At 41.4% G+C, this 20,909-nt stretch carries 18 protein-coding genes and 1 tRNA gene; 7 read left to right on the top strand and 12 right to left on the bottom strand.

Annotation, left to right across the window (positions count from 1 at the left end):
* Positions 1 to 5: 5 nt before the first annotated feature.
* Positions 6 to 1,262 carry a sugar MFS transporter gene (locus HII16_RS08440; protein ID WP_169129265.1) on the bottom strand — a complete coding sequence of 419 codons (1,257 nt, stop codon included), beginning with the start codon at positions 1,260 to 1,262 and terminating at the stop codon, positions 6 to 8.
* 233 nt (positions 1,263 to 1,495) lie between these two features.
* Between HII16_RS08440 and HII16_RS08435 the strand changes: the two genes are divergently transcribed.
* The 3 genes from HII16_RS08435 to HII16_RS08425 are packed head-to-tail and all read left to right on the top strand — an operon-like array spanning position 1,496 to position 5,262.
* Positions 1,496 to 2,824: a GH1 family beta-glucosidase gene (locus HII16_RS08435; RefSeq protein WP_169129264.1), complete on the top strand. Its 1,329-nt coding sequence runs from the start codon at positions 1,496 to 1,498 to the stop codon at positions 2,822 to 2,824.
* A gap of 56 nt (positions 2,825 to 2,880) precedes the next feature.
* Positions 2,881 to 4,206 (top strand): glycoside-pentoside-hexuronide (GPH):cation symporter, encoded by a 1,326-nt coding sequence (locus HII16_RS08430; RefSeq protein WP_169129263.1) that lies wholly within the window; start codon positions 2,881 to 2,883, stop codon positions 4,204 to 4,206.
* Between the two features lie 54 nt (positions 4,207 to 4,260).
* Positions 4,261 to 5,262, top strand: a complete 1,002-nt coding sequence (locus HII16_RS08425; RefSeq protein WP_169129262.1) for a LacI family DNA-binding transcriptional regulator — start codon at positions 4,261 to 4,263, stop codon at positions 5,260 to 5,262.
* Here HII16_RS08425 and HII16_RS08420 read toward each other — a convergent pair.
* The 5 genes from HII16_RS08420 to HII16_RS08400 all read right to left on the bottom strand — a co-directional run bounded on the left by HII16_RS08420 (position 5,259) and on the right by HII16_RS08400 (position 10,665).
* Positions 5,259 to 5,753, bottom strand: a complete 495-nt coding sequence (locus tag HII16_RS08420) for a hypothetical protein (RefSeq protein ID WP_169129261.1) — start codon at positions 5,751 to 5,753, stop codon at positions 5,259 to 5,261. The two genes, HII16_RS08425 and HII16_RS08420, sit on opposite strands and share 4 nt — an antisense overlap.
* A gap of 272 nt (positions 5,754 to 6,025) precedes the next feature.
* Positions 6,026 to 6,733, bottom strand: a complete 708-nt coding sequence (locus HII16_RS08415; RefSeq protein WP_169129260.1) for a GMP synthase — start codon at positions 6,731 to 6,733, stop codon at positions 6,026 to 6,028.
* Complete coding sequence (locus HII16_RS08410; RefSeq protein WP_169129259.1) at positions 6,733 to 7,887, bottom strand: iron-containing alcohol dehydrogenase; 1,155 nt, start codon at positions 7,885 to 7,887, stop codon at positions 6,733 to 6,735. The genes HII16_RS08415 and HII16_RS08410 overlap by 1 nt, the downstream gene beginning before the upstream one ends.
* A gap of 17 nt (positions 7,888 to 7,904) precedes the next feature.
* Positions 7,905 to 9,275: a glutamine synthetase family protein gene (locus tag HII16_RS08405; RefSeq protein ID WP_169129258.1), complete on the bottom strand. Its 1,371-nt coding sequence runs from the start codon at positions 9,273 to 9,275 to the stop codon at positions 7,905 to 7,907.
* Positions 9,276 to 9,285: 10 nt separating this feature from the next.
* On the bottom strand, positions 9,286 to 10,665 hold the full coding sequence (locus tag HII16_RS08400; protein ID WP_169129257.1) for an aldehyde dehydrogenase family protein: 1,380 nt from the start codon (positions 10,663 to 10,665) through the stop codon (positions 9,286 to 9,288).
* A 174-nt stretch (positions 10,666 to 10,839) separates the two neighbouring features.
* On the opposite strand from HII16_RS08400, the gene HII16_RS08395 reads away from it, so the two are divergent.
* Positions 10,840 to 11,061, top strand: a complete 222-nt coding sequence (locus HII16_RS08395; RefSeq protein ID WP_135437535.1) for a hypothetical protein — start codon at positions 10,840 to 10,842, stop codon at positions 11,059 to 11,061.
* Between the two features lie 109 nt (positions 11,062 to 11,170).
* Here the strand turns inward: HII16_RS08395 and HII16_RS08390 are convergent, their stop codons facing one another.
* The 4 genes from HII16_RS08390 to HII16_RS08375 all read right to left on the bottom strand — a co-directional run bounded on the left by HII16_RS08390 (position 11,171) and on the right by HII16_RS08375 (position 18,346).
* Complete coding sequence (locus tag HII16_RS08390) at positions 11,171 to 12,538, bottom strand: S8 family serine peptidase (protein WP_169129256.1); 1,368 nt, start codon at positions 12,536 to 12,538, stop codon at positions 11,171 to 11,173.
* Positions 12,539 to 13,338: 800 nt separating this feature from the next.
* Positions 13,339 to 14,646, bottom strand: coding sequence for an MFS transporter (locus tag HII16_RS08385; RefSeq protein ID WP_248289574.1), 1,308 nt, complete (start codon positions 14,644 to 14,646; stop codon positions 13,339 to 13,341).
* Positions 14,647 to 15,084: 438 nt separating this feature from the next.
* Positions 15,085 to 16,614, bottom strand: coding sequence for a tetratricopeptide repeat protein (locus HII16_RS08380; RefSeq protein ID WP_169129252.1), 1,530 nt, complete (start codon positions 16,612 to 16,614; stop codon positions 15,085 to 15,087).
* Complete coding sequence (locus HII16_RS08375) at positions 16,607 to 18,346, bottom strand: hypothetical protein (protein WP_169129250.1); 1,740 nt, start codon at positions 18,344 to 18,346, stop codon at positions 16,607 to 16,609. Before HII16_RS08375 ends, HII16_RS08380 begins: the two co-directional genes overlap by 8 nt.
* Before the next feature lie 318 nt (positions 18,347 to 18,664).
* Between HII16_RS08375 and HII16_RS08370 the strand changes: the two genes are divergently transcribed.
* From HII16_RS08370 to HII16_RS08360, 3 genes are read left to right on the top strand one after another with little or no spacing between them, the layout of a single operon-like run.
* On the top strand, positions 18,665 to 19,075 hold the full coding sequence (locus HII16_RS08370) for a hypothetical protein (RefSeq protein ID WP_169129248.1): 411 nt from the start codon (positions 18,665 to 18,667) through the stop codon (positions 19,073 to 19,075).
* 2 nt (positions 19,076 to 19,077) lie between these two features.
* Positions 19,078 to 19,590, top strand: a complete 513-nt coding sequence (locus tag HII16_RS08365) for a hypothetical protein (RefSeq protein WP_169129246.1) — start codon at positions 19,078 to 19,080, stop codon at positions 19,588 to 19,590.
* Positions 19,591 to 19,606: 16 nt separating this feature from the next.
* Positions 19,607 to 19,879 carry a hypothetical protein gene (locus HII16_RS08360; protein ID WP_169129244.1) on the top strand — a complete coding sequence of 91 codons (273 nt, stop codon included), beginning with the start codon at positions 19,607 to 19,609 and terminating at the stop codon, positions 19,877 to 19,879.
* Positions 19,880 to 19,947: 68 nt separating this feature from the next.
* Here the strand turns inward: HII16_RS08360 and HII16_RS08355 are convergent, their stop codons facing one another.
* Positions 19,948 to 20,229, bottom strand: a complete 282-nt coding sequence (locus tag HII16_RS08355; protein WP_169129242.1) for a hypothetical protein — start codon at positions 20,227 to 20,229, stop codon at positions 19,948 to 19,950.
* 518 nt (positions 20,230 to 20,747) lie between these two features.
* Positions 20,748 to 20,835: transfer RNA gene (locus tag HII16_RS08350), tRNA-Ser, on the bottom strand.
* Positions 20,836 to 20,909 lie beyond the last annotated feature (74 nt).

Raw genomic sequence — 20,909 nt, 5'->3', positions numbered from 1 at the left:
TTTGCTTAGACATTTTTTGGCACAGAGCCTTTCAAACCGTAGTAGGCAATAAATGCGTAACAGATAACCGGTAAGAAGAAAGACATTTGCACGCCCATCGAATCTGCTAAAAAGCCCTGAATAACAGGAATGATGGCACCACCAACAATCGCCAAACATAAAATACCAGACCCTTGCGAGGTATGACGACCCAAGCCGGTTACCGCTAATGAGAAAATTGTTGGGAACATTATCGAGTTACACAGACCAACCAATAAAATCGACCACATTGCGACATTACCTTCAGTCATCATGGTCACCACAATTAACACCATCGCTGCAACAGCATTAAATGCTAAGGCTTTACCTGCAGCAATTTTCTGCATTGCTAGGCCACCAATAAAGCGCCCTACCATAGCGCCCCCCCAGTAATAGGCGATGTATTTCGCCGCAGCGGCCTCGGTTTCAAGACCTTCAATATTTAGTTCATGGAAGTAGTTAACCAAAAAGCTACCAATGGCTACTTCGGCACCAACGTAGACAAAGATACCGACAGCACCTAATACAAGATGCGAGTACCCCCAAGCACTACCGACTTGCTTTGATGTTTTTTCATGGGCTTGTTGCTCTTCAATATGTGGTAACTTTAACCAAGCGAAAATAGCAGCAAGAACCAATAACATGGCCGCTAGCATAACATACGGCATTTGCACTGCCGCCGCTTTTTCTTGTGCAGTAGCCATCGCACCCGCAGCTTCATTTAAGATAAGGTAAGCACCAAAAAATGGCGCGACAGTAGTACCTAAAGAGTTAAAGGCTTGGGTCAGTGTCAAACGTGAAGAGGCGGTTTCGGAGCGACCTAAACAGCTAACATATGGGTTCGCTGATACTTGCAAAATAGTGATACCAGAGGCCAACACAAACAACGCAAACAAGAATACCGGATAACTGTGCATTGATGCCGCTGGGTAAAATAACAAACAACCGATAGCAGCAATAATTAATCCGGTTACGATACCGCGTTGGAAACCGACTTTTTTAACTAACGAACCAGCCGGTAACGAGACAATAAAATAAGCCCCAAAAAAACAAAACTGCACTAGCATGGCTTGTGCGTATGACAGGTCAAAAATGCCTTTTAGGTGAGGGATCAATATGTCATTTAGACAAGTGATAAACCCCCACATAAAGAAAAGTGATGTTAGTGATGTTAAAGCAAAACGGTAATCGACATTTACACCGTTATTACTTTGTACAGAACCCGTAGGAAGCGACGAGGCCATAGTATCTCCTGATTTTTAATGTGCTATATTATTATTATGCGCTATTGTAGTTGAATCACTGAAAAAATTTAGTTGATTTACAATTCAATAAACAATAATCTTAGCTTATTCATGTAAGCGCTTTCACACTATTAAAGTAAATTTCCATGGTATAATCAACCAATTTTGAAAGCGCTTTCAAAAAAGTTCACAAAATTCCATAAATGGATGAGTCAAAAAAGGTATTGCCAAACATGACCAAGCTTCAATTACCAAGCAATTCTAAAATGCTGGATAAGTCATTTACATACGGTGTTGCAACCGCTTCTTTTCAAATTGAAGGTGGCAAAGAACATCGATTAGATTGTATCTGGGATACCTTTTGTAACACCGACGGAAAAATTGCCGATAGCTCGAACGGCGAAGTAGCTTGTGACCATTACAATTTATGGCAAGATGACGTCGCCTTGATTGACTCTTTAGGCGTTGATGCCTATCGCCTTTCTATTTCATGGCCACGTGTTATGCTTCAAGATGGCACCTTGAATCAAGACGGTGTCGACTATTACCTAAACATTATTAATGCACTCAATGACCGTAACATTAAAGTTTATGTCACCTTATATCATTGGGACTTACCACAATACCTAGAAGACACCGGTGGTTGGTTAAATCGCCAAACCGCTTATGCTTTTGCCCACTACGTCGACCTGATCAGCAAGGCATTCAAAGGCAAAGTACATTCTTACGCAACCTTAAATGAACCATTTTGTTCATCGTATTTAGGCTACGAAATTGGCGTTCATGCGCCAGGTATCGTCGGTAAAGAGTACGGTCGTAAAAGTGCGCACCACTTATTGTTAGCGCACGGTTTAGCGATGCAAGTATTGAAAGAAAACACGCCAGAGACCATGAATGGTATCGTGTTAAACTTCACGCCATGCTATCCAGCAAGCAACAGTGAAGCGGATTTGTATGCAACCGACTTCGCCGACCAATACTTTAATCAGTGGTATATCAAACCAATCTTTGATAAATGCTATCCTGATATCATCAAAGATTTACCAACCGAGCATCAACCTGATATTCAATCCGGTGATATGGAGATTATCGCTCAGAGCATTGATTTTCTTGGTATCAATTTTTACACCCGCGCCATTTATAAGGCACATCCAGATGACATATACGAGCAACTACCTGCTCCAGCGCCATTAACCGATATTGGCTGGGAAATTTATCCTAAGGCGTTTTCAGAGTTGTTGGTGTCACTGGATAGTAAATATCAATTACCGCCAGTCTATATCACTGAAAACGGTGCAGCAATGGACGATAGCATTGACCAAGGTGTCGTTAATGATGACGATCGCTTGAGTTATTACCAACAACACTTAAATGCCGTTAACGATGCCATAGAACAAGGTGTCGATATTCAAGGCTACTTTGCTTGGAGCTTAATGGACAACTTTGAATGGGCTGAAGGTTACTTAAAACGCTTTGGTATTGTTTATGTTGATTATGAAACGCAGAAAAGAACCATTAAAAAAAGTGGTTTGGCCTATAAAGAGTTGATTAGCAATCGCTAATCAACTTATTGTATAGATAATACGCAATCGCGTTTCCCGTTGTAAGAGAAGTTGTCATGATCAGTGTAAAAGAAAAAATTGCCTATGGCTTAGGTGATACCGCAAGCAACATCATTTTCCAAACCGTAATGATGTTTTTAATGTTGTACTATACCGATGTCGTTGGTCTAGATCCGGCGACCGTTGGTACCATGTTTTTAGCGGTACGTATATTTGATGCCATCACCGATCCATTGATGGGTAATATTGCCGATAAAACCCGCACTCGTTGGGGCCATTTCCGCCCTTACCTTTTATGGTTAGCCTTACCGTTTGCGATTATCAGTATTGTCACCTTTACCACGCCAGAATTAGAAGGTACAGCTAAAATCGTTTATGCCTTCAGTACCTATGTATTACTTATGGTGGCGTATACGGCGATAAATATTCCTTACTGTGCGCTTGGCGGGGTGATAACCGCTGACGCTAAAGAACGTGTTTCAGTGCAATCTTACCGATTTGTGTTTGGTATGCTAGGTGGTGTTATCGTTGCCGGTTGCACCATGCCAATGGTTGAGTATTTTGGTCAAGGTGATAACGCCAAAGGTTACCAATACGCAATGACCATTATGAGCTTAATGGGTTTGGTGATGTTTCTGCTTTGTTTTGCCGGTACCAAAGAGCGCATCGAGCAGCCAAAAGAGCAGCAAGTTTCCTTTAAAGAAAGCTTAGCGTCACTTTGGAAAAATGATCAATGGCGCATATTGTGTTTAGCTGCCATGTTCTTATTAACGGGCCAAGTACTGCGATTCACCCTCGCTGTGTACTACGTTAAATACTTCCTTGGCCGAGAAGATCTAATCACCTCATTTATGACCTTAGGTGTGGTTGCGAGTATGATTGGTTGTGCGCTTGCCCAACCATTAGCCAAACGAGTGTGTAAAATCAAAGCATACATTTGGCTACAAACTATTTCTGCCATCATCTGTGTATTGAGTTTCTTTATCGCACCGGATCAGACCGTACTAGCGTTTGTGGCATTTATCTTGTGGAAGTTCTTCCTTGATATGGCTACCCCCTTGCTATGGTCAAAAATGGCTGACACCATTGACTACGGACACAAGAAAACCGGTATTCGTATAACAGGCATGGTATACTCTGGAGTCATCTTCTTTATTAAGATGGGCGTTGCCTTAGGTGGTGCTATTGCCGGTTGGTTGTTGGCTTATTACAACTATCAGCCTGATGCTGCACAAACCGAAGCAACCAAACAAGGTATCTTAATTTCATTTACCGTGTTCCCTGCTATTGGCTCATTTGTTGTTGCCTGGGTAATGCGCAAATACACATTAGATACTGAACAAGTGGTAAAAATTCAAAGTGAATTAACTAGCACTAGTTAATATATTGTTACTAGGGTATGATTTGGCAATTTTAATGAACAATAATCGTTAGATATGGCAACAATTTACGAAGTCTCTAAATTGGCAGGTGTGTCTTTGGCAACCGTATCACGGGTTATGAACAATAACGCCAAAGTCAGTGATCGTACCCGCGCAAAAGTCCTTAAAGCAATGGAAGAGTTAGGCTACAGACCTAACTCTATTGCCCAATCTCTTGCATCAAACCGTACCAACAGTATTGGGGTATTGGTTGCCGAATTACACGGCCCATTCTTTGGTTCTATGATGTCCGGTATCGAAGCGGAATGTCGTGCGGCCGGAAAGCACGTTATCATCACCACCGGCCACAGTGATGAAGAGCGTGAAAAAGAAGGCATTGAGTTTTTAATCAGCCGTAACTGTGACGCCATTATTGTGCACAGTGAAGCCTTGTCAGACGAATACCTGATCAAGCTGAGCCAAGGTAAAACGCCGATTTATCTGGTTAGCCGTTATATTGAAGGCATGCAAGATAAATGCATCAGCCTAGATAACTATCAAGGTGGTTATATCGCCACGAAAGCCCTGATAGACAATGGTCATAAAGACATTGCTTATATTGCTGGCCCGTTATTTAAAGGTGACTCTAGCGAACGTTTGAAAGGCCATAAGCAAGCGCTACAAGACAACCAACTAGAATTTGATGAAAATCTGTTTTATGTGGGTGACTTTCGTGAAACCGGTGGCGCCGATGGACTTAAATTCTTTAGAGATAAAGGCTTTACCTTTTCAGCGGTAATTTGCGCCAATGATGAAATGGCATCAGGTGCAATGAAATACGCTCGAGAGCATGGTTACGATTTACCTAATGACTTATCGATTATCGGTTTTGATAACGTCATTTTTACCAACTACCTTTACCCTCGCCTAACGACGGTTAACAACCCTGTAGATGAAATGGGCCATATGGCTGCGCGCATGGTTTTACATGATGTGTACAAACAAAAAACCCTATCAATCCAGCGTGTGTTTGAACCAACACTGGTTAATAGGGATTCTATCAGCGTAAAGGATTAACGCTTTTCGTTACTCGCTTCAATCTGTGCGGTTTTCACTTCGATAACTTTATAAATATCAGGTAAAGCCGCCAAGATATATTCAATGGATTGATTTTGACTTGCTGCACCGGCTATTTCAGCATCACTTGCTAAGCAAACAAAATTCTTAATATCGTATTCTTTTTGTTGGTTTAACTGCAATAACGTCTGTAAATCCGATTCAAAATTAGATAAATCTTCCCGCGCAGTGACGGCATCTTGCAAACCTTTGCGTTCAAGGTATTGGTATTTCTTTTCAATTTGCTCAACAACCACAGTATGCCATTTTGATTCAAATATTTGCCTCTCTGGATCGCCCCATACAAAGTTTTTAGCTCTCGCGCTAATTTCAAGTATTTCTGAATCATTACACGGCGGTGGACCGGCCTCTTCCAATCCGCTGGAACAGGCTGACAAGAATAGACCGCTTGTTAACAACGCCACTATGCCAATTTTGTTTCGATAATCCATTCTTTATCCTTGAATTCATTGATATTTTCAAAGTATAGATCAGTGCTAAATTTTTGCTTTGTGAAATTATTAAGCATGCAATAAGCGCAATAATAAAAATATATTTCCCCATGCTGTAACTATTTACGGATAGTAAACGTATTCGCAGTTAACCCCAACTTAGGGTTGGTGAGTCAGCGTCTGCTGACTGTTGTTCACCTGACAATTAAACTCTCTATAAGCAAATACGTGCCACAAATATAAAAAGTTACATTACCTGGTAAATAAATTGTCTAGCATCCATTGCCTACAAACCTAAGCATCCAAGATACAATGACCTGAGTATCAAGCGTTTGCTCAAAAGTATCACTCGCCCGTTGGCGTATATCTAGCGGGATAATATTTTGTCGAAACTGCATTAATGCCTTTGCGTATTGCCGGGTAAATTCAGGGTGACCTTGCAATCCCAAAAAGTTATTGCCAATTTGAAACATAGAGATTTCACAGTGTTCATTACAAGCCAACAGTTCGCCATTTGGCGGTAAAGATAACACTTGATCTCGATGCGATAACAACATGGAAAAGTCGCGTAACTCTGGCGTCATCCACGGCTTTTGATTGACGACTCGGCTTTTTTTTATACCCACCCCCCAACCTTTTCCCGATAATTCAACATCAGCACCTAGTGCATGGGCTATCATCTGATGGCCAAAACAAATACCAATAAATTTTTTCTGGGCGGCAAACAACTGCCTAACAAATAGCGTAAATTCTATAATCCAATCATGCTTATCATAAACCGAAGAGGCTGAGCCTGAACTAAGAAAAGCATCAAATTGATCGATATCTTGCGGGTATTGCCCTGCTTGTATATCAAATACCGTTAACCTTACCTCAGGTGCATGCTTAGCGAACATGGCTTGGAACATTTCAGGGTAATCCCCACTGACATGCACTAGCTCCGGTTTTACATGGTCACAAAGTAATAAGGCAATACGCATTACAAAGCCTTCGCGTATACAGCATATAAATCATCACGACTGACGGAGACCATATTGCTATGATGACAAGGGTCATCGAACGCCTTATCGGCAAGCATAGCGATATCTTGCTCACTGATACCGTGTTGCGATAAACCAAATGTAATCCCCAATTGTGTGAACCACTGCAAACAGCACTGTGATAATCTGTCAGCATCAATATTGTATTGATAAAATAGCTGTTTAATAGCAGAAATTTTCTCTTTCTGCTCACTATTGAGTTCGCCGTGCTGCTCGATGAATTCTAATGAAAATGGCAATAACAAGGCATTGGCTAAGCCATGATGGGTATTAAACTCTGCTGACAGCGGGTGCGCTAAAGAGTGCGTCATTCCTAACCCTTTTTGAAATGCCGTTGCCCCCATGGTGGCTGCCATTTGCATTTGTCCTCTGGCGTTAATATTATCGCCCTGCTCGACGCAGGTAGCGAGGTATTGCAAACACAATCGCATGCCTTCAAGTGCAATGCCATCTGCCATGGGGTGAAATCCCGGGGCAAAATACGCTTCCAAACAATGTGTAAACGCATCAATGCCGGTAGCTGCGGTAATGTGAGCGGGCAAATCAATGGTTAACTCCGGTGCCAATACGGCGATATCTGGCATCAACTGCGGCGCAAATATAATGGTTTTTTGGCCACTTTCGCGCAAAATAATCACCCCAGAACGACCGACTTCACTGCCCGTACCTGCTGTTGTAGGTATGGCATAAAGCGCTGGCATGTCATTAACAATGAGTTTATCACCACCGATGGCATCATCGTATTGCGCTAAAGGTCCGGGGTGGGTGCTGGCGACTTTAATAACTTTTGCCACATCCATAGGGCTACCGCCACCAAGCGCTATCAAGCAATCACAATGATGCAGAATAAACGCTTGGCTGCCAAGCTCAACATCTTGCTCTATTGGGTTGGGATGCACATCATCAAACACCACGACATCGACGCCCTGAGATTGGATTACCTGACTAACCTTATTGGCGATACCTAGTTCAGTTAAGGTTTTGTCGGTTACCAATAACGCCTTTTTGTGTTGTTTCTGCTTAAGCGTTGTCGCCAAGCTTTGTAATGCCTGCTCGCCAAAATAAATAATGGTCGGAAAATTAAATTGCTGCATGGTGTCGTTATACCCAGTTAGATAATTTCAAAATAACGCTGCATTTGCCAGTCGGTAACTTGGCGTTCATATTCACGCACTTCCCACATCCTTGTCGCATAAAAGTGGCGGAAGAAATCTTCACCGAACACCTGAGTCAACTCTTCACAGCGCTGAAAGTCTCTCGCCGCATCACGTAAATTCGTCGCTAACTGTAATTCATCCGGTAACTCATCTTCTTGCTCATAGGCATTACCTATAAGTGCATTGGTTGGTTTTAATTGTTGCTCGATACCAAGCAAACCCGCGCTGATAACCGCCGAGGCAACTAAGTAAGGATTGGCATCTGCCGAGCCGAGTCGAAATTCGACGCGCTGACTTTTTGCATTGTTACCAATAACACGCAATGCCGTAGTTCGGTTTTCAACGCCCCACGTTGCTGCGGTTGGAGCCCAAAAACCTTTGATTAAACGCGTATATGAATTGATGGTTGGTGCACACATAGCCAGCAATGGCTTTAAGTATTTTTGTTGGCCGGCAATATAGTGACGCATGGTGTCGCTGATATGATGCTCTGCCCTCTCCTGATAGAACAAGCTGTCACCGGTAGTCGCGTCATAAAGCGATTGATGCACATGGCCACTTTGCCCAGGATAATCCATAGAGCATTTGGCCATGAATGTCGCCATAAGATCCTGCTTTTGGAAAAAGCTTTTGCTAAAGGTTTTAAATAAGGTTGCTTTATCTGCCATATTTAACGCCGAATCGTAGCCGATTGCCGCTTCCCAGACACCGGGGCCGGTTTCACAATGCAGGCCTTCTAAAGCAAAATCCATCTGTTCACAATATTCAAGAAATTGGTGATACATGTCAGCTTTAGCGTTGGCGCGCAACAACGAATAGCCGAAGTTGCCTTGGGTATAATGATTGAGATTTTGATAATTTTTCTCACGTACCGTTTCTGGGGTTTCGTTGAAAATAAAAAACTCATATTCAAATGCGAGCTTGACATCAATATTCATTGAATTGGCTTTCGTTAATACCCGTTTTAACAAACTGCGTGGACAAATCGGGTGTTCACCGCCATCTTTGGTGTTGAACTCGACCAAATAAAAAGGGATATTGTGCTCATCAGGTAAGCGGCGCTCGGTGCTTAAATCAATTTTATACAAGGCATCAGGAAATCCAGTGTGCCAACCGGTGAACTCGACGTTATCATAGAGCTGGTCATCCATATCCCAGCCAAGTACACAATCACAAAAACCGGCACCGTTGCTGAGAATGGTCGCAAATTTGTCGATGCTGACATACTTACCACGATGCACACCATCGATATCGGTAAAGGCTAGCTTGACCCACTTGATGTTTTCATCGCGAAGCTGCTTTATTTTTGCTTCTATTGTTGTCATACGCGGCTCCCTATGATTTATTGAAATTTTTCGCTTTGCGCCTTGTCAGCCCGTAAAAGCCAAACTTTGACAGGCCAGAACCAATACCACTTTGCTTGCATCCAGTCCAAGGCAATGCCGGTGCAAGATAATCGCATCGATTTTGAAACACAGTGCCAACATCGACAGCATCAGCAAATTCTGCAACTTTGTCTTGATCGTGACTGTATATTGCTGCGGTTAAGCCATAGACATTGTCATTAATTAAGGTGATAGCTTGTTGCATATTTTGCACCGACATAACCGGCAAAATCGGACCAAAGTTTTCTTCTTGCATCACCAACATCTGATTTGTGACATGCTTTAATAGGGTTGGATTAAAAAACGTCGCGCCATTAATGCTGGTACTTTCGCCGCCAATAACAATTTCAGCACCTAAACTAAGCGCATTTTGTATTTGTTGATCCATAGCCTCTGCAGCACTCGCGCTAGCAAGAGGCCCCATATCCGTGGTTTCATCCATGGGATCACCCAACCGGTATTTGGCAATAAGGTTGTTACAGGCGTCAATAAACTGTGAATAAAGACTATGGTGCACATAAACGCGTTCGATACCGCAACAAGATTGCCCGGCGTTATACATAGCACCATCAACCAAGCTCGCAGCGACTTGGTCAACGTCGATGCCTTCGTCGACATAGGCAGCGTCTTTACCGCCCAGCTCTAAGTGACAATGATTAAATTGTTTAGCGCTGTGTTGATAGACTTTTTCGCCTGCGGCAACCGAGCCGGTAAACACCACATGGTTGATGTTCGACTGCGCCATAACATTGGCTAAGACACTATGCTCAGCAACACAATGCAACAACAGCTCTTCATGACCGCTAATCAGACCAAATGCGCGTTGAAAATGCTGGCCTATGACGATGGTATTTGAGGCGTGCTTCAATAGCACCGTATTGCCTGCTAATAAGGCGGTCAAAACACCATTTATGGCAATCAATAATGGGTAATTCCATGCGGCTACGATCAACACGACGCCAAAAGGCGCGTGACTAATAATCTGCGCCTGCTTGGAATCGGCACTAATGATTTCATCTGCAAGAAACGTCTCAGCATTATCGAGTAGATAATTAGCGCGCTCAAAAAAACCATTTAGTTCATTTTTAGATTGCGCTAATGGTTTACCCATCGCCTCGGTAATATCTTTGGCAATAGCATCTCGGTTTACATCAAAGTATTGACAGGCATGTCGCAAAATCTCGACACGTTCCGCGACGGGGGTATTTTTCCAACCTAAAAAACGTTTCTGCAAACGACGGATGTTGTCATCAATTTGCTCTACGCTTTGCTGTGGGTAATGCGCAATTATGTCGCCCGTGTATGGATTGCGGCTGCTAGTTATTGGCATGGCTTATTGGTTTCCTAACGTCATCGCCATAAAGCGACAATAAATTATTATTAAATCAGTACGTTAAATATGCTTATAACTCAAGCCTAGATTGAAAAATCGAATAGTTCAAAGTTCTACACGATCTGCAAAAAAAACTATACTTTTATAAAGGCCATTGACAGGAAGATAATCGTGGATGTACAACTGCTGGTAACACAAACAGACTTTAGTATTCCTAACCTTGAAAATGAGATGAACTGCGTCGGTGTCAACTACCGTATCGATTACATAGAAATGCACCCTGAACTGGTAGAGCAATACAATATAAAACATTCGCCTAATGTATTGGTGGATGGCAAGCTTGTCTTTCGATACCAACCAAGCATCAATGAATTGAAGCAGTATTTTAGGTAATCACCAAGCTCATTGTTCGAGCGATAGGTTTTGATTCACCCATAAAAAAAGATTTGGCATAGCCAAATCTTTTTATTTGTAAAACTTACTTTAGGAATGAGGTAGTGTGTTAGTAACCCGTACTGACTCGACCATTACCATGAACCGCGTCTTTACCTGGTTGACCTAAATCATCCGCGCGTCTTTGCATTTCGGCTTTAACTTTAGCTGGGTGCATTTGGCCCCCATTTTCGCCAACAATGAGAGCTGCTACACCTGCAGCATGCGGTGCTGCCATACTTGTGCCAATCGACCAGTAATACCAAATGCCGTTATAATCACTGCCGACGCTGAAAACGAAGTCCCATACATAACAAACTCGCACTGCACCACCAACCGCACAACCACTAAACGCCAGTTCCGGGTTAGTTTCGATCAATTCATAATCACCACCAGGGGCTGAAAAGTCGATACCACTGCGGCCATAGTTAGTATAGATAGCTTGGGTATCTAAGTCAGTTGTAGGATCATACCCCCAGCCTTCAGGGCCGGTTGCAGAAATGGATATCGCATGTGGCATATCGGCAGGGAACACGACCATGCTCTTGTCTGCATTTAAGTCTCGACCATCATTACCGGCAGCAACTATAACGGTGATACCTTTTTTGTAGGCGTAAGCAACGGCTCGGTTCATTACCACGCGTAATGACGCCACTAAACTCGCGTCAACACCGAGGCCTTGTGGAATATCGGCACCAAGACTCATATTAATAACGTCAACTTCACCAAAATCGGCGGCAAAAATAATACCTTCTAGTATGTCTTCAAACGAACCAGTACCATTATTACCAAGCACTTTAACTAACACTAATTCTGCTTCAGGCGCGACACCAATAGTGCCAAAGGCATTGTCTGCAGCGGCAATGGTGCCTGCTACATGCATACCATGACTAAAGATTCCGTCAGGATCATCTTCATTTGGACCATATTCGATGCCCTCGCCCGTCATATCGGCGGCACCGACAACATTGTCTGCAATATCAGGATGGTTAACGCTGAAACCGCCATCTAAAACAGCAACACGTGCGCCTTTACCGCGCACACCAGCTTCCCATGCTTCAGGCGCATTGACCGCATCATGGCCCCATTGACGATCAAAGAAGGAATCATCATCACTAGTATTGGGTGGGTTTGCAGCTTGAACTGAAATACGCTCACTGGGTGTTGTCATTTGTACTTTGATATTAGGTACGACAGCCATGACACCGGTCATTTTTGCTGCCTGCTTAGGGCTCGCCTCGATAACAATCACACCGGCTTCTGCGATGACATTAGTAACACGCGCACCTATTTTATTGGCTTGCTTAGTCATATTTTTCATCGTCGATTTATTGGCACCGTTACCGATGACAAGATAAGATTCTGCGGATGCAGAATTGGCGATAAAACAGAGACTTGCTATTGATATTAAGATAAAATTTCGGAGTTGGTTATTCATATTTTATGTACTCTCATAGGTTTCGAATCCAACCTGCGACGAGCAAATATTGCGCCAATAAAAATATTGTTAAACAATTCAACACGTTAGATTTCACAAAATCAAATAATACCAGTTAAATGTAAAATAAGCTGACATAAAAATCGATTCAAGCGATTGAAAATAAAAAGATTTTAAACTCAATTTGATAAAGTAAACGCAATACATTTCTCAACAATATTGAAACTTATGGTTAGCTGGAATAAAAATCCAACTAGCCATGCATAAAATGAAAAATATTGGAATTAAATAGAACCCAGTTTAAATATCAAAATAAGTGGATTTAATATCACCGTTATGGTTCATTAGACGTTGGCCACTGCTTGCGGCTCTGTCGGGATTAATATTACTGGTCTCTCTGTTTCATGGGATGCAAGAGCCCTATACCAACTTAGGTAACATAACCGCCACCTCATTGACTATCATGCTATCAACAATCTCGTTTGCCATATTCACTGTTGTGGCGATTTATTACAGTTTCAAGCTAAATGGCTGTAACGTTAAAGCCTCAACCTATTGGTATTACACAACCTGCTCAACGGTTCACTTTATCGTCGTATGCTACTTCATGTATTTTGGCGTAATAGGTATACAAGTATGGGCTAAACCGACAACAAGCCGATGTTAGATTGAATGATTTAAATACCTAGATAGCTTTTGAAATCAAAACTAAGCCAGTTTTCACTGGATGCCCTTAACGTCCTTAGTCTTGATTTCACGTATTTCGAATACCTAAAGAATGGTTCAAATATAATGTCAGCCTAGTTGATTTTTGGTGCAGGTTCCCCATCGACAATAGGGTCATTTTCTTCGATTATTTGCACCACATCAGGAGCCTTGGTTGGGAAGCGGACAAACCAGAGCACAATTGACAGTACAACGAAGACACTCGCCAAAATAAAATACATGAGATACGGCACGCCCATATTATCTGTCGTCGCTGCAATTGAACTACCTAGTGGGCGCCCTACATTTGATGCCGCCATATAAAGCGTGAACTGCGTTGCCGCAACACGTGGGTTGCAAAGTCGCATTGCGATTGGAATAAAGGCTACGATTAGCATCGTCGCAAAAAATTCAATCTGCCAGAAATAAGCGGTAAGAAGTGAAACGTTTGACCAATGATTGTGCGCAAAACCAAAGCTAAACGCACACACACTGACCAGTACACACATGATCAAGGCGGCACGTTGCGCACCTATTTTTGCCACAGCTCGACCGCCTAACGCAAGAGCAAATATACCAGAGGCAAACTGGGCGGCTGAGATGGTATTGGTATAACTTGTCTGAGTCCAACCACCGAGGTTGGTTGCAAGGCCAGGATGATAGGCCTCAGCGATACCACTTGGCATGGTTCGGACACAGAAAATAGCAAGCGCAACCAGACTTATCGGCGCAAGCATGGCTTTCCAGCTATTGTTCAGAAGTGGCTTCCAAGCCTTGATTTGTATATGAACATTGCGCGGATGCGCGTCACCGTCACTCCAAGGAAACCGCCTTTCACCTTCACGTTCGTAAATAAAAACCCCAAAAACAACGACGCTTGCGACAAAAACAGCTGCGGTCAGATACCCTGCCATAGGTCCATAACTTGCGATTAGTTGACCACCGAAAAAAGTGAACACTGAAATACCTAATACTTGCCCACCAAACATGATACCAGCAGCTTTGCCACGCTCATCTTCAGGCATAATATCAACGGTAAGACTGTCAATGGAAACGTCCTGAAACGCGGTTCCTGAATTGACAAGAAAAGCCAGCATAGACAGTAGCCAAATTTCTTTCGCCCCAGGAGAAAGTATCGCAGCGAGTATGAGCATTACGACAATTGTCGACTGGGCGCCGATTATCCAAATACGCCTGCGCCCCATCGGCAAATAAGTGTACCGATCCATTATGAAACCGAGAAAGAACTTTAGCGTCCAAGGTAGGATAGACGCGCTGACTACACCCGCAACGGCGGCAGTAGAGGCACCATTGGCAGCAAGCCAAGCCGGGATTGCATAGAAAAAAAGTCCAACAGGGATACCTTGGGTAAAATAGAATAAAAATACCGTTAAAAGACGCAATTTTGCGCTTCGTTCAAGGATGAGAATGAGCAACCTCCGAAAGAACTCGTATATAGGACTATATACGCTAGATCCGTTTAAGTCTAAAACAGCTATGTCTGTTACAAGCTATGTATCCCTTTGTATTTGCAATATACCCTGTATTTTCCCTTGCTGGCACTTGGTGTGAAAATTTGTTCCTGACAAATTTTTTGAACTCTCTTCTCGAGTTCTCACCTCTTTCGTTAAGCCATAAAAAAACCCGACTTTCGTCGGGTTCATTTTATATGGCGGTGACGGAGAGATTCGAATCCTAGAACCCAACATTAAGGTAACGTTTTTATTGGGCTTTACGGGTATTTACAGGTAATTAAAGGACAATTTTTTGGGGGAAATTTCCCAAAAAGTTCCCAGCTAAAGTTGAGCAAATAACCTCCAATTTCACCTTAGCCGAATGTTTTATGACTTCGGCCTATAAAAATACTTCGAGATTAGATTAGGTGAATCCAATAGCTCAGATAATTTCCGCCCCATTTCAAGGATATCGTCATAGGGCGTTCCATCTGGCTTAAAATTAAAATACAACTCAGGATCGCCTTCGTACCCCATGCGCCTTTGTATCTGAGGAAAAACTCGCAGCCATTTTTGACTATTTTTCAAGACTTTCCTTTTGAAACGGCTTTTAAGATTGGCTCTATACAAACTTACACAAATTTGAAGCGCCTTCTCCATGAACTCAGGGTTATTATGCCCTTCTTCAGCCAAAATTTCTGAAAAGTCAATGCGCACTTCCAGATCACTTGGAAAAGTTGTTACATGCTCTTCATATCGAGTAATCACAGTGTGAATTGGTAAACTAGATTTGTCATAATACTTTAACAATGCACGACTTGACTGCAAATGCCTTAAGTTTTTGGCTTTCTCAAGTAAATCTAAAGCAGTTTCCTCTGAGTTTGAGTACTTATCGCCTTCATCTCCATTCAAAATAACATTTGCCAACTCAAAAAGGCCATCAGGAAACCCACATTCAGCAGACTTCCTTAGGTGTCTTAAATACTTTTCATGCGATTTTTCAACGTTATTTCCCTTTTTATATTCTTGTGCAAGCACAAGGTGGGATAAACCACTTCCCTGATGGCAAGCCTTTTCTGCAAACTCAATGGCGATTTGCATATCATCTGATACGCTGCTTTCTTGCTCTACAAGCACCAACCATGCAAAATAAGCTTGAGCTTCGACTAAATCATTCGTTGCAGCGTTATAAAGATAATCAATTCCTTTTTCAATATCTTTTTGGCGGTAAACACCTTCATACAGAACCCTACCATACACAAACATCGCATCAATATGGTGCTCCAATGCGGCTTCCTCGATAAAATCTACGGCCCGTTGTAAATGCCTTTTATCGATATACGGAGACTCTTTCGTCTTTCGGAGTTTTTCATTGTACTTGTTGAAAAGGGCTACCCCTAATTTGTATTTTGCGTCCCTGTCATTATTGACTAAAGCGTCGTAACACCAGTTTTTAATTGGGGATTCAATTTCCATTTCGAACACATAGTCATTCATTTTTCCACTACTTGCCAAAACGACATCTTGAATGAAATTGCAAAAAATTTTCAAAGTACGTAAAGCTAGTTCAACACATTGAGTCTGGTTAAAATGTGGCTCTCCCTCTCGATAATGCGCATATTTATTTGCAGCTTCTCTAATATCATGCATCTGAGTAATAATTTCCCGACGATATAAATCGTGCTTTTCTATTAGCGTTATTTTGTCGCAAAGGTTTAAGCCAACAACATCGATGCTATGTTCTTCAGCTAGTTTTTCTGTAAAGTATTCTAATAATTTTCGGGTAATGACTAGCGTTTCAATTGGAGCGTCCAAATAAAGGTTTTTCGCCCTTTCATACTCTTCACCAAAACCTACATCGCCAATTAAGGTTGCGTAGTCGTGAATAAATTGAACGTCATTTAACCTATTATCCATTATTTACCTCCTTGTCTGTTTCTAATTCATAACAGACTCTAAATCCTGTTTTTAATTCCTTGTAAGCACCTGTTGAATCCAATGGGCAACCAGCATAAACATCATTGCCATGAAAACTGCGTAAGCAGCCACTTCGAATCGAGTACTCTTCTCTAAGCCACTCAGCAAAGTTTGACGAAAGAATAAATTCTAGACTTCCTAATGACGTTTTTTTGAGAGAAGTAGGAAACAATTTCGCATTCCAGCCTTTCTCAGCAGGAATTAACTCTGACTTTATCGGCCGAACACTTGGCAATACTGCGGTATTTTCACGGATTTCTTTGTACTCAGCCATAGACAACAACCTGAATGGCACATTTATCTTTTTTTCGAGCCAAGAGACATACACTAATGCATCATACCAAGTACAACTTACTGGAAGACTCAAATCCTGGTCTTGATTATCTATTTCCAACTGATTATCAATAGCTGAGTTTCTATAACCAAAATATTCAGCATTTTCTTTTTGAAATTCTGCAAAATCCTCAATCGATATCAAATTCGATATGTTCAAGTTTTTATCTTTAAGAGGTACGGTTGTAAAACCAGGTAATCTTAAGTTTGAACGTTTCGTTTTTTTAGGGGTATAGACTTCATTCTCTACGTAGAATGCTTCTAGAATATCTGAATCGTGCCAATTTCGAGAATTACTACCGGAGTTGTAGTATAGAATTTCCGCATTGTGCTCATCCAGCTCTCGACATCCCTCATATTCAAAATAAAGCCATCTTTCAAAATGATATTTATCGATGAATGAAGGTAGGTCTAATAGTTTCACTTTACCGTCGTGAAACTCATGCTTGAAACCTTTGCCACGCATATTTCGATATAGAAAATCATATTCACCATTCCTTCCCTTTAAGAATATTAATCTCTCGTTAAATGGGATTACCTCAATCCAGCCTTTAGTACTTTTCCGCAGTCGAGAGCTAAATACATCCACTAATTCAGCAAGAGCTTTCGCGTGCTGCTCTTTGTCATGAAAGTCATTCTGATAGTATTGCTGACACTCATGACCATAAATCGAAGGTTCGACTAGTGTGTCACCCAGTATATTGAAAGCAGCATTGCAATACGGTAAATATGCCCCTAATACTGCGTCTTCAATCGTTCGGTTTGAAAAGTCATTAAACTGAGACGACGGCAATCTTAGCTCTTTGTTAGACTTTGCAACTTTCAAATTGTGATATACATTAGGCGGAAGAATATCAAGGGTCGATTTGAGTCCAAGTTTGCGCAATAAATCATTGCATTCCTGCCCCCCTTCTCCCAGCATGACCAGCCTATTGCCATCTGATAAAGTAGTGCTGAACGGAAAGTCATACCCGGTGAATAACTTTTCAGGCAACCTTGCTGAATTGAAAAATAACCGCTCACTAATTTGCTGCCGATTTAGAGGAGTTAGTGGCAATGACCAACCTTTATTCCGAAAACGACATAAATCTGCTCTAGTTTTTAACCCATGCTTTGATAAGAAAGGTAAAAGTTGCGACTTGTAAAGTTTTTCGTAGCTAGCAAACCCTTCGCTAAACCCCAACGATTTGGCGATATGATTCAATTTAGTGGAATGGCTTATTTTTTCTCTATCAGTTTTAGTGCGTTTCGCAGAGTTCTTGATACTCTCAGGGTGCAGCTCTGTTATCTCTGCAATATGGAAGTTTTTAAATAATAAATAAGAATTGGTAGGTTTCACTTTTCATTTAGCTCTTTATACGCGCCAACACATTGCTACTTCCTATTGGCAATGAACAAAATGATTAAGTAAAAAGTTAATAAGGTAAATATGGTTTACAGATCTTATTTTTGGTTGCTTTGTTTGAAGGAAGTAGAATCCAACCACAGGTATGCCCAACCCTTAATTCAAACTAATGGATTGGGTTTTAGATGTCAATAATAAAATTAGCATTGCCTCACTAGACCAAGCTATCCTAGCCGTGTTTTTTTATTTCAGAAAATAAGTTACTGTTGATCTCCACCTGTAACATTAAGATTTTATCAACGGAGGATGAAATTGACCGCACAGATTTCGGAAAGAATTCACCTAAATGGTAAAGACCTATCGCTATTGAGCACCCCTTTATGTGATTATTTTGCACTAGCTAAAATTGAAAGCCCATTTAAGGGCAATTGCACTGCGCTTTGGCGGGGTTATATAGGAAGCTGGGAAGTCATCGATAACAGGCTTTATCTGGTATCTGTTGAGGCTGGCTTTGATGACGATAACAAAACATCGTTAGCTGATATTTTCCCTGGGTTTAGCAATCGAGTATTTGCCCACTGGTATTCAGGCGAGCTGCGAATTCCAATTGGTAACCAGTTGAATTATCAGCATATCGGTTTTGCTTCCACATACGAAAAAGAATTGTTTTTAGAGCTGGACTCGGGCGTCGTTGTAAATGAAAGGATTGAAAAGAACAAATGATAATGGATATTTTACTGGGCTACGTGCTTATCGGTTTAGTGATCTCATTAATTTATACCGTCTATTACCGAATAATTAAAACTCCCGCGAACGATAAATTATTTAGCCATGAACCGTTAAAAACCTTATTAATATTACCAGTGGCATTAACGTTCACATCCATCGCCTGGCCCTACTTTATTTATCTTAAAATTGAGGAACACAATCGCCCCCTGCCTGTTAAATTTGCTGTGGAGTATGAAGACCTGAGTACTCCATCATCTGTGCCAGATGTTGAAAAGCTGCACATCATAGATGATCCTTTAAGCGCAGTACCGCCCTTACCTTTTGGGTTCTTGCATCATACCTGGTCCCAATTTTTAAAAGTTATTGATACAAATAACGGCATATATCCATTTGAAAAAGTCGATAAAAGTAACGTGTCATTTCCTCAAATCAAAAAAGGTTATGCCGGCATCGACAAACAGAAAAATGTTACGTTCACATTCATCTATTGCTCAAAGAGTGCTCGCTGACGCAGGAAAAGATTTCGTGACTAAAAAACTGGGAATATTTACGCTTATACTAGCCGCTATATTGATGGGAATTTTTGCACTCCTTGCCCACCGTATCGATCACATTTGGCCAATGTACGTGGTTCTCTATGTGTATATTTGCTTAACGACCGCCGTTATACAAATTGATGAAAATTATAAGACACAGCCCCCGGAAAAGCCGTATACCTTATTAACCATCTACATTCTAACAACGCCAAAATTCATAGTAACAGAAGCGGTTTCAGCTATTAAAAAGAAGCTTGGTTAATTTTTCCTAGTGAAGTAAATGCAGTGCTTGCTTTACCATACTAGTTGAAAGCCTGCTTACCTTCTTGTTTAATCATCATAATCTGGTTGAATGTTATAGTGCGCACTGGGTTCGCCAATAAACGTCCCCACAGGTTTATCATAACCTTCGTCCAAAATAGAAATAGATACGGCTACGCAGTGATTTTTCATGATATTCTGAGCTAGATTTTTTCTATCATGGCAATAATGAACACCTTTATCGCATTCACTGCAATATTTGACGTCAGGATCATCCGTCTTAGCTAGGTCACTCCACTTTTGACTGCACTGCTTGCCGTACACACAATTACGGATCTTTGGTTTCGGCATATTTCAATACTGCTCGAATCACAAGTTATTTCCTAAAAGTTAGCCTAACTATTGGATTTGGCAATTGTGAATTGATGTAACTACTGTGTTTACACCTCTTAAATTTAACGAAACAAGTCAATTTAAGTTTTTCTTTCAATGAGGTAATAAAGTTCGCAGTAAGATCCAATTTCATAGAGATCAGGGAAATCAAATTTTAAGAAATTCAGATTTTGGCTCTGGTAAACCATTGGCTAGACATCCTTGTGATTGGACCGTGTTTACAACCTCTAAAATTAAAAATAACAACTGAGTGTGATATTAAAATTTAGCAGTCCCCAAAAAGATATCAAGGCAATATCAAGAGGTTAGGTGATTAACCCGATTAGAGTTGATGCAATACTCGCAACGTTTAATTCTCGAATCACGGACGAATTACGTACGAATACCAGATATTTCCACGATATATTTCAGATACTTAGCCTTTTGCACAAAAGACCAATAAAGCATGATAAGTTATTGATATATAAAGAAAAAGATGGCGGTGACGGAGAGATTCGAACTCTCGATACGTTGCCGTATACACACTTTCCAGGCGTGCTCCTTCAGCCACTCGGACACGTCACCTAATTCTAATTTTGGAAGAGTTTTTATAAAGTGTTTCTTTTCACTTTTAGTGATTTGGCTGAGCACGCCAGGCG

This window comes from Thalassotalea sp. Y01 (assembly GCF_012932945.1).
In the GTDB taxonomy this organism is placed as follows: domain Bacteria; phylum Pseudomonadota; class Gammaproteobacteria; order Enterobacterales; family Alteromonadaceae; genus Thalassotalea_A.
Note: the sequence above shows the minus strand (reverse complement) of the source record. Positions and strands in the feature narration are given on the sequence as shown.

Excerpts from the sequence above, each read along its gene's own strand:
- HII16_RS08390 (WP_169129256.1), bottom strand. The coding sequence starts at position 12,538 with ATGAATAACCAACTCCGAAATTTTATCTTAATATCAATAGCAAGTCTC.
- HII16_RS08420 (WP_169129261.1), bottom strand. The coding sequence starts at position 5,753 with ATGGATTATCGAAACAAAATTGGCATAGTGGCGTTGTTAACAAGCGGT.
- HII16_RS08415 (WP_169129260.1), bottom strand. The coding sequence starts at position 6,733 with ATGCGTATTGCCTTATTACTTTGTGACCATGTAAAACCGGAGCTAGTG.
- HII16_RS08355 (WP_169129242.1), bottom strand. The coding sequence starts at position 20,229 with ATGCCGAAACCAAAGATCCGTAATTGTGTGTACGGCAAGCAGTGCAGT.
- HII16_RS08365 (WP_169129246.1), top strand. The coding sequence starts at position 19,078 with ATGGATATTTTACTGGGCTACGTGCTTATCGGTTTAGTGATCTCATTA.
- HII16_RS08400 (WP_169129257.1), bottom strand. The coding sequence starts at position 10,665 with ATGCCAATAACTAGCAGCCGCAATCCATACACGGGCGACATAATTGCG.
- HII16_RS08380 (WP_169129252.1), bottom strand. The coding sequence starts at position 16,614 with ATGGATAATAGGTTAAATGACGTTCAATTTATTCACGACTACGCAACC.
- HII16_RS08435 (WP_169129264.1), top strand. The coding sequence starts at position 1,496 with ATGACCAAGCTTCAATTACCAAGCAATTCTAAAATGCTGGATAAGTCA.
- HII16_RS08440 (WP_169129265.1), bottom strand. The coding sequence starts at position 1,262 with ATGGCCTCGTCGCTTCCTACGGGTTCTGTACAAAGTAATAACGGTGTA.
- HII16_RS08410 (WP_169129259.1), bottom strand. The coding sequence starts at position 7,887 with ATGCAGCAATTTAATTTTCCGACCATTATTTATTTTGGCGAGCAGGCA.
- HII16_RS08405 (WP_169129258.1), bottom strand. The coding sequence starts at position 9,275 with ATGACAACAATAGAAGCAAAAATAAAGCAGCTTCGCGATGAAAACATC.
- HII16_RS08425 (WP_169129262.1), top strand. The coding sequence starts at position 4,261 with ATGGCAACAATTTACGAAGTCTCTAAATTGGCAGGTGTGTCTTTGGCA.
- HII16_RS08430 (WP_169129263.1), top strand. The coding sequence starts at position 2,881 with ATGATCAGTGTAAAAGAAAAAATTGCCTATGGCTTAGGTGATACCGCA.